At 42.9% G+C, this 16,004-nt stretch carries 13 protein-coding genes; 9 read left to right on the plus strand and 4 right to left on the minus strand.

Annotated features, from left to right (window positions below):
- Position 1 precedes the first annotated feature (1 nt).
- The 3 genes from LAQ65_RS20585 to LAQ65_RS20595 form a co-directional block, all read right to left on the minus strand.
- Positions 2 to 3,103, minus strand: coding sequence for a glycoside hydrolase family 2 TIM barrel-domain containing protein (locus LAQ65_RS20585; protein ID WP_224118904.1), 3,102 nt, complete (start codon positions 3,101 to 3,103; stop codon positions 2 to 4).
- 115 nt (positions 3,104 to 3,218) lie between these two features.
- Positions 3,219 to 4,742: a glycoside hydrolase family 32 protein gene (locus LAQ65_RS20590; protein WP_224118905.1), complete on the minus strand. Its 1,524-nt coding sequence runs from the start codon at positions 4,740 to 4,742 to the stop codon at positions 3,219 to 3,221.
- A gap of 89 nt (positions 4,743 to 4,831) precedes the next feature.
- The gene (locus LAQ65_RS20595; RefSeq protein ID WP_224118906.1) at positions 4,832 to 5,911 is read right to left on the minus strand and encodes a fatty acid desaturase family protein; all 1,080 of its coding nucleotides are present in this window, start codon (positions 5,909 to 5,911) and stop codon (positions 4,832 to 4,834) included.
- 187 nt (positions 5,912 to 6,098) lie between these two features.
- Between LAQ65_RS20595 and LAQ65_RS20600 the strand changes: the two genes are divergently transcribed.
- The 8 genes from LAQ65_RS20600 to LAQ65_RS20635 all read left to right on the plus strand — a co-directional run bounded on the left by LAQ65_RS20600 (position 6,099) and on the right by LAQ65_RS20635 (position 14,211).
- Positions 6,099 to 6,569, plus strand: coding sequence for an Lrp/AsnC family transcriptional regulator (locus LAQ65_RS20600; protein ID WP_224118907.1), 471 nt, complete (start codon positions 6,099 to 6,101; stop codon positions 6,567 to 6,569).
- A 3-nt stretch (positions 6,570 to 6,572) separates the two neighbouring features.
- Positions 6,573 to 7,529 (plus strand): EamA family transporter, encoded by a 957-nt coding sequence (locus tag LAQ65_RS20605; RefSeq protein ID WP_224118908.1) that lies wholly within the window; start codon positions 6,573 to 6,575, stop codon positions 7,527 to 7,529.
- A gap of 174 nt (positions 7,530 to 7,703) precedes the next feature.
- Positions 7,704 to 7,859: a hypothetical protein gene (locus LAQ65_RS20610; protein WP_224118909.1), complete on the plus strand. Its 156-nt coding sequence runs from the start codon at positions 7,704 to 7,706 to the stop codon at positions 7,857 to 7,859.
- Positions 7,860 to 7,926: 67 nt separating this feature from the next.
- Positions 7,927 to 8,547, plus strand: a complete 621-nt coding sequence (locus tag LAQ65_RS20615) for a c-type cytochrome (protein ID WP_224118910.1) — start codon at positions 7,927 to 7,929, stop codon at positions 8,545 to 8,547.
- A 33-nt stretch (positions 8,548 to 8,580) separates the two neighbouring features.
- Positions 8,581 to 10,194 carry an alkaline phosphatase PafA gene (gene pafA, locus LAQ65_RS20620; RefSeq protein WP_224118911.1) on the plus strand — a complete coding sequence of 538 codons (1,614 nt, stop codon included), beginning with the start codon at positions 8,581 to 8,583 and terminating at the stop codon, positions 10,192 to 10,194.
- 11 nt (positions 10,195 to 10,205) lie between these two features.
- Complete coding sequence (locus tag LAQ65_RS20625; protein WP_224118912.1) at positions 10,206 to 11,240, plus strand: hypothetical protein; 1,035 nt, start codon at positions 10,206 to 10,208, stop codon at positions 11,238 to 11,240.
- Positions 11,241 to 11,285: 45 nt separating this feature from the next.
- Positions 11,286 to 13,172: an ABC transporter ATP-binding protein gene (locus tag LAQ65_RS20630; protein WP_224118913.1), complete on the plus strand. Its 1,887-nt coding sequence runs from the start codon at positions 11,286 to 11,288 to the stop codon at positions 13,170 to 13,172.
- Positions 13,173 to 13,185: 13 nt separating this feature from the next.
- Complete coding sequence (locus tag LAQ65_RS20635; RefSeq protein WP_224118914.1) at positions 13,186 to 14,211, plus strand: phospholipase D-like domain-containing protein; 1,026 nt, start codon at positions 13,186 to 13,188, stop codon at positions 14,209 to 14,211.
- Between the two features lie 5 nt (positions 14,212 to 14,216).
- Here LAQ65_RS20635 and LAQ65_RS20640 read toward each other — a convergent pair whose 3' ends face one another.
- On the minus strand, positions 14,217 to 15,260 hold the full coding sequence (locus LAQ65_RS20640) for a glycoside hydrolase family 43 protein (RefSeq protein WP_224118915.1): 1,044 nt from the start codon (positions 15,258 to 15,260) through the stop codon (positions 14,217 to 14,219).
- A 134-nt stretch (positions 15,261 to 15,394) separates the two neighbouring features.
- Here LAQ65_RS20640 and LAQ65_RS20645 point away from each other — a divergent pair, with 134 nt between their 5' ends.
- On the plus strand, positions 15,395 to 15,991 hold the full coding sequence (locus LAQ65_RS20645) for a hypothetical protein (protein ID WP_224118916.1): 597 nt from the start codon (positions 15,395 to 15,397) through the stop codon (positions 15,989 to 15,991).
- Positions 15,992 to 16,004 lie beyond the last annotated feature (13 nt).

Below are 16,004 nucleotides of genomic sequence, written 5' to 3' on the forward strand. Positions count from 1 at the left end.
TTCAGTTGTATTCTGGTGATATAGAAAATGAATAAGTATAATTAGTATAAGGCAGCAAATATTCGGAATGCGTTTTTAGTCCCCAGCTATTGTCACCACCCAGTCCCATTTGCCTGTAATCAATATTGATCCAGTAAAACACATCATGATCAATTGTTGCGCCATGAATATTCTTACTACGGTTAAAATCAATTTTGTGCCGGTCAAAAGGCAAGACGCCAAAACAAAACAGGGAGTCACTGCGGAAGCGGACACCTGTTCCATCGGCAGCGGTCAGGCTCATCCATCGCGTATCAGTTCTGTAGCCGCTTTCCTGGGCCCTTGGGTAAGGATGGAACAAAGCATTTGCAGGCATTTTATAGCGGTCAATAAACGCAGCCGACTTCCTGTCCCAATAATTATCAAATGGTCCCCTGCCTAACCATTCCACCTGGTCGTATTCCTTTTTCACCAGAAGTTTCATACCATACCGGGGTAATTCCGGATGATTTTTTCCAGCTGCCAGAAAAGTTGCTGATACTAAAAGCTCCCCTCCCCGACTCAATGAATAGGTTACCTTATAAATTGCTTCAACCGCAGCCAATGCATGTATGGTAGTAATGGTATAAGTATCAGCCTGTTGTTCTACTATCAAACTTTGAAGTGTAGCCGAATCAATAGTGTTTTGCCAAACGGAGCACCGGATTTGCTGACTGTTGCCAATATCATTGTCAGTAGCCGGCCGCCAGAAATCGGGCTGCAAAGGGCCTGCAAGTATTTCTTTTCCGCCAAAACTTATGCTGCTCAACCATCCATTTTGTTTATTCCATTGAAAACTGCACAGCTCATTTGAGATAACCAGGTATTGACCAGTTTCTTTTGCCTGCAGCGCACTTCCCCTGCTTATAGCTGTCTGAACTTTATTTGCAGAACGAGGAAGCTCAAATTGTTCACTTGCAATAATATGCCCGGAGGGCAGTAATTCTGTGGCTGCTTTTACATATGCTTCCATCACCAGGAATTGTTCGGCACCTTCGGTTATCATTGTTACAGGAAGGTTCAGGTTAAGGATAGTATCGGCACCTGGGGCAAGATCGAGTACTGGCAGTTCACCGGTTGCAAGTTCTTTTCCATTGGCGCGCAAATGCCACCGGATACCAAATTCCCTTAATGAAATAAAATCAAAACGATTCCTGACCCTGATTTTTGCGGATCCGAACGGCATTGCTTCAAAACTAATATTTTGGTAAACTTTCTTTAACTCATAAGCCTGCGGGTGTGGTTTACGGTCAGACTGGAATAATCCGTCAGCACAGAAACTGGTATCACTGGTAGCGCCAACTGATCCCATATCACCACCATAGGCCCAGAATTCCCTGCCCTGTCCATCTTTCTTCAAAAAGGTTTGGTCAGAAAAATCCCACACAAATCCCCCCTGCAGTTGCGGGTACCTGTAAATCAGGTCCCAGTCATCTTTCAGGTTACCTCCGCTATTCCCCATCATATGCGCATACTCGCACTGTATGAACGGGCGCTGCTGCCAGTCCCGAACATACTCAAGCATTACATTGAGTGGCTTGTACATTGGGCATATAATATCTGTATAGGGGTTATCCCTTGCTTCCTCATATTGCACGGGGCGGTTATTATCACGCTTTTTTATCCATTCATAATCAGCTGCAAGGTTTCTTCCAAAACGGCTTTCATTTGCCAATGACCAGGTTACGATGCTGGAGTAATTTTTATCCCATTCCACCATACGTTTGGTGCGATCGAGATATGCTGCCTTCCAGTCAGGATGATCGGACAAAGTTTGCAGGGGATGAAAAACCATGCCATCGCATTCAATATTCGCCTCATCAATTACATATAATCCATATTTATCGCAGAGTTCATACCACTCGTAACGGTTGGGATAATGACTATTTCGAACCGCATTAATATTGAATTGCTTCATCACCCTGATATCCCTTATCATACTTTCTACCGTGATCACTTTTCCGGTAACCATATCGTGTTCGTGGCGATTTACGCCTTTAAACTTTATAGCCTTACCATTTACCAGGAAAAGGCCGTGTTTAATTTCAACTGTCCTGAACCCGATTTTGTGGCGAATCACTTCCAGGATGTTGCCCCCCTTACTCTTTTGTAGCAGGACAAGCGTATACAGGATAGGGGTTTCAGCAGTCCATTTTTTAATGGCGGGCAAGCGCTCCTTAATTTGGACAGAGTCATTTTGACCAACCGGAATATCCTTTTCAAATACAGATTTATTACCCGCTGATTCATCAATCAGCTTCAGCGATATCTTTTCCCCTGAGGACTTCTGCAGCCCTGCCATAGCAATATCCAGCGACAATAAACCATTTTCATAAGTTTCATCAAGTAAAGCTTTAACATAGAAATCGCGTATAAAATGCGATGGTCGCTTTACTAAAAAAACTGATCTTTCAATGCCGCTAAGTTTCCACATATCCTGTCCTTCAAGATAAGTGCCATCACTAAAACGGAATACCTGGATAGCCACCCTGTTCTTACCTTTTTTCAGCAATTTTGAAATATCAAATTCCGCTGGAGTTTTACTGTCTTTACTGAAGCCAAGGTATTGCCCATTAACCCAGCAATAGAAAAATGAGTTTACTGCCCCGAAATGCAGGAAAACAGTCTGGCCCTGCCATCCGGCGGGAAGGTTGAAATCACGGATATAAGAGCCAACCGGATTAAAATCTTTCGGCACGAAGGGGGGGTCGGGCTTTATGGGATATTCCACATCAGTAAAAATATAAGAATCATATCCTTCAGTTTGCCAGTTTGCAGGGACTTTTATTTCATTCCATGAAACTGCATTGAAATCTTTACGGTAAAACGTTACTGGTCGGTCTGCCACTTTACTTACCCAGTTAAACTTCCATAAACCATCGAGTGAAAAAAGATTTGAAGAATTGTTACCCACCATAGCCTGCTGTTCATTCGGGAAGGGAATAAAATGAGCATGTGGTGCCATGGTATTAAATGATACCATTTGAGGATTCTCCCAGTCATTTAATGGCTGGGAGAATACCATAGATGGGGCACAAGCAATAAACAGGAGAGTAAGAAAACAGCTCTTTTTTTTACGAGGCATCAGCAACTAAGTTTAAAAGACAATCAAGCGCGATTGGCAACCTGGCAAATATCGGCCTATCCTTTCAAAAACCGGATGAAAAAGACATACTTAATATTAACCAAAAAGCAAACTGTCACTGAATGCTACTCTTTAAAATAGTGTATTGTAGTTGCCGGACAATAGTTCCTTTTTCGGTGGAAATACGTAAGGCAGTATAGCGGTTTTTAGGAAAAACGACATCAGTCATTACAGTTAGTCCATCGTCTGCAAACAACTCCACCGAAGCCTGGTCAAAAACCAGGCTTATGGATATTGAATTCCCAGTGGAAAGCCTGGGTGCAAAATGCTTTTTAGCAAAACCGGCTTCAAATGAAGTTACCCCCGATTTCGATCGGTCAATATAATATTTGTTGGATGTATGGTCAAAGCCAATCACCAGTTTTTCTCCCGTTTCATTGTCAAGTAAAATGCTGAAATTATTGGCTGCAGTTAGGTCAAGGTCAAGTTGGAATAACCCGTTTTCATTTTTTTGATGGGCCGCTACAAGATAGTTTACCGGTGAGGTAATATTGGCTTCAGTAATTGATTTCCCTTTGATCACTTTCATTTCTGTTACAGGGCTTGAAGCCAGGTATAGTTTACCAGCTGCAGACTTTAGCGACAGGGTCCTTGGAATGGTCATCGCACTGCGCCATTGAAGGGTAGGCACTTGGGTCGCATACTGCCAGTTGCTCATCCAGCCCAGGAATATTTTCCTGTTACCTGAATTGAAAAAACTAACCCCGGCATAATTATCTGTGCCAAAATCAATCCAGCGTGTAGCCGTATCCGTTGGTGTAAACTGAATACCGTCAAAATTGCCGAGGAAATATTGTGTGGCAGATCCGCCATTGGGTCCGCCGGGATTAATACTAACCAGCAGCACCCAGGTTTTCCTGCCCTGATAATCCATTTCCATTAAATCCGGACATTCCCAAACCCCGCTATGGGCACCCAATTGAAGGCCGAATTCACTTAACTTTTCCCATTGCTTCAGGTTTTTTGATCCAAAGAATGAAATACGGTCTTTAGTTGCTAGGGTCATTATCCATTTTTGTTGTGGTGCATACCAGGAAACCTTGGGGTCCCTGAAATCAGTAATCCCTGGATTTGGCAGAACAGGGTTACCCGCATATTTTGTCCACGTCATCCCATCATCAAGACTAAAGGCTAGGCCCTGGTATTGAAAATCTTTTCTTTTCGCCTTTTCCAGGACAGGGTTATGGTAAGTGAAAATAGCCACCAGTGGCGTTTTCCCATCCTTACCAAAACCTGAAGTGTTTTTAGCATCAACTACTGCGCTGCCTGAAAAAATATAGCCGAGGGTATCGGGGTATAATGCAATGGGTAATTCTTTCCAATGGAAAAGGTCGGTACTGGTTGCATGGCCCCAATGCATGGGTCCCCATACTGTTGCCTCGGGATAGTACTGGAAGAAAATATGATAAACCCCCTTATAGAATATGAGTCCATTAGGGTCATTCATCCAATGTTCCCGTGGTGAAAAATGAAATTGCGGACGATACATTTCCTGTGCTGTACTGGATTTTTCCTGTGCAGATAAAACAGCAGCAAGTAACAGGGAAATGGTGACAAGCAATAATTTTCTTTTTGTCATACTGAGAATGATAGAATGTACAAGTTAACTATTCCTATCAATATTTTAAAAGTCGGTCAGCTGTTGAAAAACCAGGCAACCAGAATACTTCAGGCGGGCATAACCGATGGTTTTATTCCCATCATTTTCAGGTAATGGAAATGATCGGCTATTGTGTCTGCAAAAGTTTTTTCCAGATAGGGTATATTGTAATCCTGCAAGACTTTTTTAATGATTTTGGTTAGGTTAAAATAGTGTGTATGGCAGATATTCGGGAACAGATGATGAACAAGGTGTGTATTTAATCCACCGCAGAAAAAGTTCAGCAACCGGTTCCCTGGAGAGCTGTCTACCGTGCTATGGATCTGGTGTAACACCCAGTCATTCCGGTTATTAATGTCATGGCTTCCCATCGTTGATGCCGCTTCCGTATTAATATGTGGAACCACAAGCACAAGCAATAGCAAAGATCCGGAAATCCCCATAGCAATAAGGTACAGAATCAGTACATGCCACCAGGCAAAGGGAAGCACTAAAAGGGGAATAAGGAAACTTACTATTAAAAAAACCGATTTTGTAAAAATCATGCGCGCCAGGAAATTCCGAGGTAATTGCCTCACCCCATGATTCTTCAATTGCTTCGAAAAGTACATGATAAAATCCCTTATAAAAACAATATAAATACCAAAGACCCCATATAAAAAAGCTGCATAAAAATGTTGGTATTTATAGTAGTGCCTATAGGGATAAGTTGGGCTGAAACGCAATAGTGGACTCTTTGCAATATCAACATCCTGGTCGGGTATATTTGTATAGATGTGATGGGAATGATGGTGCTTTATTTCCCACAAATATTTACTGACACCAATTATGTTCCAGGAAAAACTCATCCATTTATTTACCTGTTTCCCTTTAAATAAAGCATGGTGTGAGGCATCATGGGCAACGGAAACAACAAACAGCGCAGCACCAATGATAAAGAGGATAAATCCTGTAAAAGCCGACATTAAAGACATGCCCCCAAACTGTAAAAGGAAAATATAGCCCACAACTGTTATAATGCCAAAAAGAATCATCTTCAACCACATAATCCAATCACAAAATTTACTCTTCCCGGATTCTTCAAAATACATGTTGATCCTTTCTTTCAATTCCTGAAATAATTGATTGTCAGTTTTTGGGTCAACCATTGGAATTCATTTATATTAAGTTATTACAAAAAATACAAAGCCGGCAACTTCCCGCATTATTTTATAAATAAAATATTTACTGAATATTATTCCAATATTGATTTAATAATTAGAATTATATTCTTTAATATTTTATCAATATCGAATTAAGTTCCTTTTTTTATTAATTTGCATTTAAATTGAAAGAATGAATTTCAATCTGGACGACATAGACTTCAGGATTCTGGAAATGATGCAGTGCAATGCGAGAATATCGAATGCAGACCTGGCCCGTGAATTGGAAATGGCACCCTCCGCTATCCTTGAAAGGGTAAGAAAACTGGAGCAGAAAAATGCGATCATGGGATATACGACCCGTTTAAATCCCGCGGCTGTCCGGCAAAAACTACTTGCCTTCATTTTTATCCGTACAAAGGATGGATTTGGCGAAACCGGTAAAACCACCCAGGCTTTATCAAAGATTCCTGAAGTGCAGGAAGTGCACCATATTGCCGGGGAAGATTGTTTCCTGGTAAAAGTGCGTACAGAAGATGCTGCATCCCTTATGGAGCTGATGCGTAAATCTTTCAAAAAAATCCCCAACATATCCTCAACCCGAACCACAATTGTATTGGAAACCGTTAAAGAAGAACAACAGTTGGTTATACCAAAAATGTAAACAATGTCTGTGCAATTAAAGAAAGGTGCTTCTCCAGCAATGGTTATCCTGGCTTTTGCCATTGTTTATATAGTCTGGGGGTCTACTTATTTTTTCATCCAGCGGGGCGTAAAAGAAATCCCTCCGTTTATCATGGGCGCCATGCGTTTTATTTTATCGGGATCTATTTTGATGGGCTGGTGTATGTATAAAGGGGAGAGGATCTGGGACCAAGGACAGGTGAAAGCAGCTGCTATAAGCGGACTGATCCTTTTATTGGTGGGTAATGGCGCTGTGATCTGGGCAGAGAAAACATTACCCAGTTCATTGGTAGCTATCCTGTCATCCGTAACCCCCATATGGTTTGTAATTTTAGACCGGCCGAAATGGACAGAAAATTTTCAAAGCAAGTCAACCCTAATTGGATTGTTCATCGGCTTTATTGGCGTTTACCTGCTTTTTTCTGAACAGGTAGCTTCAGTGATGAAGGGATCAGGTCATTCATTGCAGATTATCAGTTTAATGGTACTGATGGTCGGTTCAATCAGCTGGGCAAGGGGATCTTTGTATGCAAAATATCATTCAAAAGGATCGGCGACTGTTAGCTCTGCCTGGCAAATGCTGGTGGCCGGACTCGCATTCCTTCCGTTAAGCGCAATCAGCAGGGAATGGGGCAATTTCCATACCTCCAATGTATCCTCTGGTGCGTGGCTATCAATACTTTACCTTGTCTTCATGGGATCGTTAGCCGGATACAGCGCATATATATGGTTGTTACAGGTCAGGCCTGCTACCCAGGTAAGCACGAACGCCTATGTAAACCCGGTTGTGGCTGTTTTATTGGGCACCATGTTTGCAGGTGAACACATGAGTGGGTTACAGATATTGGGTTTAGCTGTTATACTTACCAGTGTTTTACTGATTAACCTGGCCAAATACCGTTCGGCTAAAGCAGAATCCGCAGCTATGCAAATCCGGTAAAACCCATTTGACCAGACCATAACTATATACCAGGCTTATCCCATCCCGGTTTTACAAAAATCGCGAAACAGATTCTGCCTTGCTTGTCAAAAAATCTGCGGAAGTTGATGCCAACAGGAACCGGATGCGGCATTCCAAATATATTCACACAGAAAAAAATATCCCCGCATAACGGTGATGGTCATTCTCGCCTGGATCGTTTATTATCATGCCGATTATGATAATAATGATGGCCAGTCGGTTGCTACAATCGGGAAAGCAACGCGCATTTTAGTGAAAGAGAAAAAACCAGTGATCATGTTTGCCTATCATTGTACCTTGTTATTTTAGCGAACATTCAAATAATATTTTCCCTTCATATTAAATATCAGTAAATTAGGTATCTAAACAAATCAAGATGAAAACTCATTCATTGGTTATCGGTTTGATTTGCAGCTCTGCCTTTTTCTTCGCTTCACGATGCACGGAACGCACACATGAAATGCAGCCCACGGCAGCAAGCATTTCTTCAACAGATTTTGGCGGTTATGACAGTCCCGAAAAATGGGGTCAACACCTCGTTACCATAGGAGGCTGCAATGACTGCCATACACCTAAAAAAATGACGGAACACGGCCTTGAACTGGATAGCAGCCTGACGCTTTCGGGCCACCCCGAAAAATTACCGCCACCTGATGTAAACAGGAAGGAAACCGAAGCCAAAGGGCTTATCGTTACCAATGATTTAACTACCTGGGCAGGCCCGTGGGGTGTTTCCTTTGCCGCTAACCTAACCCCCGATCCAAGTGGCCTGGGTAACTGGAAGGAAGAAAATTTCTTTATGGCAATCCGTGAAGGAAAATTCAAAGGCATTTCGAACTCAAGGCCATTATTGCCGCCAATGCCCTGGCAAATGCTCAGGAACATGTCCGATAATGAACTGAAAGCAATATTCGCCTACCTCAAATCCATTCCACCGGTAAAAAACCAGGTACCAGAATTTCTGCCTCCTGTTTCTTCTCCGAGCCCTGCGAAATAAACTATTTTGTTCCCAGCTTGTCAAAAATTTCATATGTATAAAATACTATTCCTGCTCTTGTCTTTTATCTGCACATCTGCCACTCATGCACAGCCAGGTGCAGCATCAAAAGGATCCGCCATTCCCCGCCCCAAATTGGTGGTGGGTATTGTAGTAGACCAGATGCGATGGGATTACCTGTACCGCTATTATAACCGGTATTCTGCAGAAGGCGGATTTAAGCGGTTGCTCAACAATGGATTCTCCTGTGAAAACACACTTGTTCCATATGTCCCTACTACTACTGCATGCGGCCATACCAGCATCTATACAGGCTCAGTGCCAGCTATAAATGGCATTACCGGAAATGATTGGTTTGACTATGACAAAAATGATTATGCGTATTGCACCGGCGATACCAGTGAAAAATCCATTGGCAGCAGCAGTGCCCTTGGCAAAATGAGTCCGCGCAATTTGCTTGTCACAACTATTGGTGATGAATTGAGACTGGCTACCAATTTTCACAGCAAGGTTGTCGGCATAGCCTTAAAAGACAGGGGCGCGATCTTGCCGGCAGGGCATAGCGCCAATGCTGCTTTCTGGTATGACAACACAACCGGCGACTGGATCAGCTCTTCCTATTACATGGCGGAATTGCCCCAATGGGAAAAGGAATTTAATGCAAAGAAACTGGTAGATAAATATTATGCACAAGACTGGACCACACTTTTCCCTTTAAATACCTACGAGCAAAGCGCACCTGATCCAAAAGGTTTTAATCATCCTCTTAAACAGTATACCGGAAAAAACTTCAGTATCATTTCAGCCACACCACATGGAAACAGCTTTACTTTAGAAATGGCAATGGCGGCAGTCACGGGCGAAAAACTGGGTGGAGGTGAAGCAACTGATATGCTTACAGTAAGCTTATCTTCTCCCGATTATATCGGGCATGCTTATGGTCCCAATTCTATTGAGGCTGAAGATGGATTTCTAAGGCTTGATAAGGACCTGGGGGATTTTTTTCATTTCCTGGATGATAAAATCGGTAAAGGCCAGTACCTGCTTTTTTTAACCGCCGACCATGGCGTTGCCAATTCGCCTGGATTTATGAAGGAGCATAAAATTCCAACTGGAAATTTCGATAATGAAAAAGTTACTGATACAATTAATGCAATTCTGAAAGCGAAAACAAATACTGCTGATATAGTACTGGGAATTATAAACTACCAGGTTTTCCTCGACCGGAAAGTTATAAAAGATGCGAAGCTGAATAAAGATTCGATCGAGACCTGGGTAATGAATAGTTTAATGTCGACTCCAGGTGTTGAAAGGGTTTTCCTGTTAAACACCCTCAATAAGATAACCCTGAACAGCACACAAAAAGAAGCACTTACCAATGGCTATTTTCCCCAGCGAAGCGGCGACATTCAAATACTATTTAAGCCCCAGTGGATAGACAGCTTTTTAAAGGGAGGAACTACGCATGGCGTCTGGAATCCCTATGATGCCCATATCCCATTGCTTTGGTATGGTTGGAATGTCCATCCCGGGAAATCGAACCGCGAAGTTTATATGACCGATATTGCTCCGACCATTGCAGCCATGCTTCATATTCAGATGCCCAGCGGGTCTATAGGGCATGTCATAGAAGAAGTCACAAAATGAATTAACATAAAATGAAAACAAACAACTCCATCCTGCTTATTTTTTTTTCTATAACCTGCCAGTTCATTTACGGTCAGGCAACCCCGGTAAATAAAGTTAAATTTTTCGAGGAGCAGGCACCATTGAGTGTAACCCTGGCTGCCAATTGGAATAAAATAATCAACCAGAAAAACAATACCGGGTACGTATACCCTGGAATGTTTATTTGCAAACTGCCAGACAGCACATTGGTTAACGATTCTATTAATCTGGAAGTTAGGGGGCATTTCAGGAGGGAACACTGCTATTTACCCCCGATAAAAATCAACTTTAAAAAATATGATCAGTCAGTAATGTATCCGCTGAAATCATTGAAACTGGTGAATTCCTGCAAGGCCAATTCAGTAAGTGACCAGAACCTGCTCAAAGAATACCTGATCTATAAAATGTACAATTTATTTACTGATAAAAGTTTCAGGGTAAGGCTTTTAAATATTGAATATAAAGACAGTAGCGGCAAGAGTAACAAATTTACAGAACATGCATTTTTTATTGAAGATGTCGATGAAATGGCTAAAAGGAATGATTGCATTGAGTGGGAGCATGCCAATCTGAATCAGGAAACAACAGAACGAAACCAGATGACTATACTGGCCATATTTGAATATATGGTCGGCAATACTGATTGGGCTGTTTCAGCTAACCATAATATTAAACTGATCCAGTCAAAACAAGACTCAACTTCAAGGCCATATGCCGTACTTTATGATATGGATTGGTCAGGACTGGTAAATTCTGATTATGCAGTTCCGGACCCGATTTTAAATACTGAAACAGTAAAAGAAAGGGTTTACCGGGGATTTCCACGTACCCAGGAAGAGATCAATTCAGCAATTGATCAATTCAAAAAGCAAAAAGAAAACATCTACGCCTTAATCAATAATTTTGAACTGCTCACACCAAAAAGTAAAAAAGGCATGATCGATTATCTTGATGAATTTTTTGATACCATCAATAGCCCCAAACAAGTGAAATATGTTTTCATTGACAATGCCAGAACCCAGTGAAATACGGCTGTAACCAACTGATACCCTAAACCAAAACAACCTTTCATGGCCGTAAAATTTGTCAATCCAGACGACACCTCCGATCCGGTTCCAAGTGGGGTGCATTTTTCCAAAAGCCTGGCATCAATGGTACTCGGGCTGGTACGCCCCTTCAGGAAATGGCTTTTCCTGATTTTAATTGCCATGCTAATTGAAACCATAATGAGCCTGGCTGCTCCCTGGCCGCTGAAAATAATAATCGATAATGTAATTGGCGACCATAAACTACCCCACTGGCTTTCGTGGATGCAGAATACCGCGCTTGGCGAAAATGCTTTGGCGCTGGCAGCAGTAGCGGCAATCAGCGTAGTTATAATTGCACTTATCGGATCAATTGCCGGTTATGTAAACAGTTATTTTACGGAAAGTGTTGCGCAACATGTAGCCAATGACCTGCGCAGGCGAATGTACCACCACCTGCAGCGGCTCTCCTTATCTTATTATGATTCGCACCAGGTAGGAAAAGTGCTTAGTACCATAACATCAGACGTATCCACTATTCAGGATTTTGCATCTTCATCACTCCTCAGTATTTTGGTTGACGCACTTACTATCATCGGCATGCTCTGCCTGATGTTTTACCTGAATTGGGACTTTGCCCTGATCGCTGTTGGGGTTACACCATTCCTGTTGCTATTTATTGCGCGTTTTAAGAAGGCAGTAAAAAAAGCTACCCGGCAGGTACGTCTTTACCAAAGCAATATGATTGTTGTGCTGCAACAGGGACTGGAATCCATGCGTGCAGTAAATGCCTTTGGCCGGCAGGACTATGAAGAAGACCGTCTTAAAAAAGTAAGCCAGGAAACCATGAATGCCGCGCTTAGGGCCCGGCGCTTAAAATCATTGCTGGTTCCGGTTGTGACAGTAATCGTGTCGATGTGTACAGCGCTGGTACTTTGGCGTGGCGCAGGGTTATCCTTAAAAGGGATAATGACAGTTGGGTCACTCACAGTATTCCTATCCTATCTCAATAAGTTTTTTAACCCGGTGCAGGACCTTGCCAAACTAACCAATACTATTGCCCAGGCTACAGTCGCCCTTGAACGGATCCAGACAATACTGGAAACAGACACCATTATTCCGCAAAAACCAAATGCCATTGTGCCAAAAAACCCGAAGGGGCATATCGTGTTTGATCATGTGGCCTTCTATTATAACCCGGAAAGTCCGGTGTTACACGATCTCTGTTTAACTATCCAGCCAGGCCAGAGGGTGGGCATCTGCGGACCAACCGGCGGCGGTAAATCTACAATCGCCAGTCTTATACCGCGCTTTTATGACCCTACTGCCGGCAGGGTACTGATTGATGGCATAGATATCAGGGATTATAATCTCGATGGACTAAGAAACCAGATCGGTTTTGTTTTACAGGATACCGTTTTGTTTTATGGTACCATCCGGGAAAATATAGCCTATGGAAGGCCCAGTGCCACTGAAGAAGAATTAGTTGCTGCAGCCAAACTTGCCAATGCGGATGAATTTATTGCAAAAATGCCCCATGGTTACGATACACTGGTGGGCGAAAGAGGAATGACACTTTCCGGCGGACAGCGGCAACGGATTGGCATTGCCCGTGCAGTAGTTCGAAATTCACCCATCCTTATCCTGGATGAACCAACTGCCGCACTGGATACTGAATCAGAGAAAATTGTTATGGATGCATTGGAAAAACTCATGGAAGGCAGGACTGTTCTGACGATTGCGCACCGGCTGAGTACCATCAGCGATTCGGACAAAATTATCGTCGTAAAGGATGGTATAGTAGCTGAGGAAGGCCGGCACGAAGAACTAATTGAAAAAAATGGAATTTATGCAGAACTTTACCATGTACAAGCCCGGGAAGACAAATCAATAACTGAAAACGGACACCATCAAAAAAAAGAAGACTCATAAAAAAGCCAAACATATGTATCATCGCTCCATAATTGTGTTGCCAGACGATACAGTAAAATCAATAACCGACGCTATTAATTCTGCTACGGAATCGCTTCGCATTAAAATGTTCCTTTTTAATGATCCCGATTTGATAGAAGCGGTTATCGCTGCAAAAAAACGCGGAATCGAGGTGAAAGTGATGCTAAACCCAGCGCGTCGTGACGGGGAAGAAGAGAACAAGGAAACCAGGAAAATGCTGGAAGATGGAGGAATAGCAGTAAAAGACAGTAACCCGAATTTCGGATTGACCCATGAAAAATCAATGGTGGTTGATAATCGTCTGGCCTTTATAAAATCGTTGAACTGGGAAACAAAGAACCTGACCGAAACCCGCGATTATGCTATTGTCACCTCCCACCCGCATGAAGTGGAAGAGGTTATTATGTGTTTTGAAGCAGATTGGGATCGTAGGGATTTCAACCCCGGGGAATCAGCACACCTTATTTGGTGCAGTGGCAACGGCAGGGCAAGGATAGCCCGTTTTATTGACGATGCAAAACACTCCCTTTTTGTACAGAACGAGCGTTTCCAGGATCTGGTGATCATAGAAAGAATCGTACGGGCTGCCAGCCGTGGTGTGAAAGTGCATGTAATGGTAAGACCACCACATACCTTAAAAAAAGAGAAGTTAATTGAAGGGGTTGGTGGCCTGCGTATCATGGATGACGTGGGTATCAAGATACATAAATTGAAATTTCTGAAATTGCATGGAAAAATGTTGCTGGCAGACGGATGCAGGGCAATAGTCGGTTCTATCAATCTAGCGCCAGGCAGTTTTGATGACCGCCGTGAACTCGCCATCGAAGTGCACGATGCAGACATAGTGGAAAGATTGCACAATATTGCCCGCCATGACTGGGAAAATTCCCATCCCCTGGACCTCTCAGACGCGGGGTTACTGGAAGACCTTGAAGTGCGCGGCTATGGCGGATCAGAGAAATTAGTTTTGAATGTGGATGAGGATAAAAAGAAAAAAAACAAACACAACAAAAAATAAAAACATTACTTGCCAAGTGGCCGTGCAGGCACACCTTCCCTGGTCATCCTGATAGGCAGGATTAGTCCGTCGGCATCAAAATACATCCGGTCAATACAAGTTTCGCGGTGATTGCCATTGGTTGTATTCAATGGACGGCGGTGATAAACAATATACCACTCATCAGTACCCGGGATATTAATTACAGAATGGTGCCTCGCCCCAGTAGCAATCTGCATGTCTTGCTTCAGGATTTTATCAATTCGCTTAAATGGGCCAAGCGGTGAATCGCCGATGGCATAGGCCACACTATAATCAGGACCCGTCCAGCCTCCTTCCGACCACATCAGGTAATACTTTTCTTTTCTTTTGATCATGTACGGACCTTCCACATAATTTTCAGGCGTAATTTCAGTAAAAGTGGTGCCATCCTTGAAAGGAACCACATGCAACAGGTCGGCACTTAGCTTAACTACGTTACAATGCCGCCAGCCGCCATAATACAGGTAAAATTGTCCATCTGTATCCTTGAAAATAAACTGGTCGATAGGTTGGGCGCCATTGTAGAACTGGCCAACCAAGGGCTTACCCAGGGCATCCTTAAAAGGGCCTTCGGGTTTCTTACTAACGGCCACGCCTATACCTCCATATTCATTATTGCCTTGGATATCATTCGCAGAAAAGAAAAGGTAATATTGGTTGTTTGCATGGACGATGGAAGGTGCCCAAAGGGAATAAGCCGCCCATTTTACATCCTTGATATCCAGCACATGCGGATGTTTTTTCCAGGTAATTAAATCGGATGATGAAAATGCGTTAATGAAAGTCTGCTTCAGATACTGTTTGTTAATAGTTTTCTTTTGTGCCTCTAATTGATCCGTGGACAATGAGGCCGACCGGTCAGTTGCACCATAGTCGTCCGAAAACGTTGGATAAATCCAATACCTGTTACTAAATATGGCAGCTTCCGGGTCGGCATACCAACCAGGAAAAATAGGGTTACCTGATTTCTGGGCCTGGGTGCAAAGTGCCCCGGTAAAAATTAGTATAGTCGCGACAATAATTTTCATGGCATGTATTAAACTACCCCAATATACGGCCAAAATTTAAAGCCGGACAATTCAAAGAATTCCCCGGAAAAGGGGTAAATTAAAGAAGAAATAAGCCATTTACATGAAAGACTTATTTAAATAAAAAAATAATCATGAAGAAGACAATTCTACTCCTCACTTTATTTGGCAATATCATTCCCGCATTCTCGCAAACTACCGCCCCTCCGGCTGCTATCCAGATCAAACTGGCTGTTTTGGCTGCGCCTGAAGAAAAGCGTGAAGGTGCAATGGTGTATGGCTATGACAGCAAGGGCACTTTAACAGTTCTGCGCAAAGGAACTAATGAAATGATCTGCCTGGCCGACGACCCAGTACAAAAAGGATTCAGTGTTGCCTGCTACCACAAGGACCTTGACCCCTTTATGAAAAGAGGCCGCGACCTTAAGGCCCAGGGAAAAAAATATGAGGAAATTTCAGCAATCAGGGAACAGGAAGTAAAATCAGGAAAACTGAAGCTGGTACAGCAACCCTCTACCCTTTTTGTATTCACTGCGAATGACGAAGACTGCGACCTGGTAAATGGAAATGTAAAAAATGGCTACCTACGTTATGTGATCTATATTCCTTATGCCACTCCGGAAAGTACTGGCTTACCCTTAAAGCAAGATGCCCCGGGAATGCCCTGGATCATGGACCCCGGTACTTATCGCGCGCACATTATGATTAACCCAGCGCCAGTGAAACAATAAACAGGCTAAATAA

This window comes from Flavihumibacter profundi (assembly GCF_020076305.1).
Taxonomy (GTDB): domain Bacteria; phylum Bacteroidota; class Bacteroidia; order Chitinophagales; family Chitinophagaceae; genus Flavihumibacter; species Flavihumibacter profundi.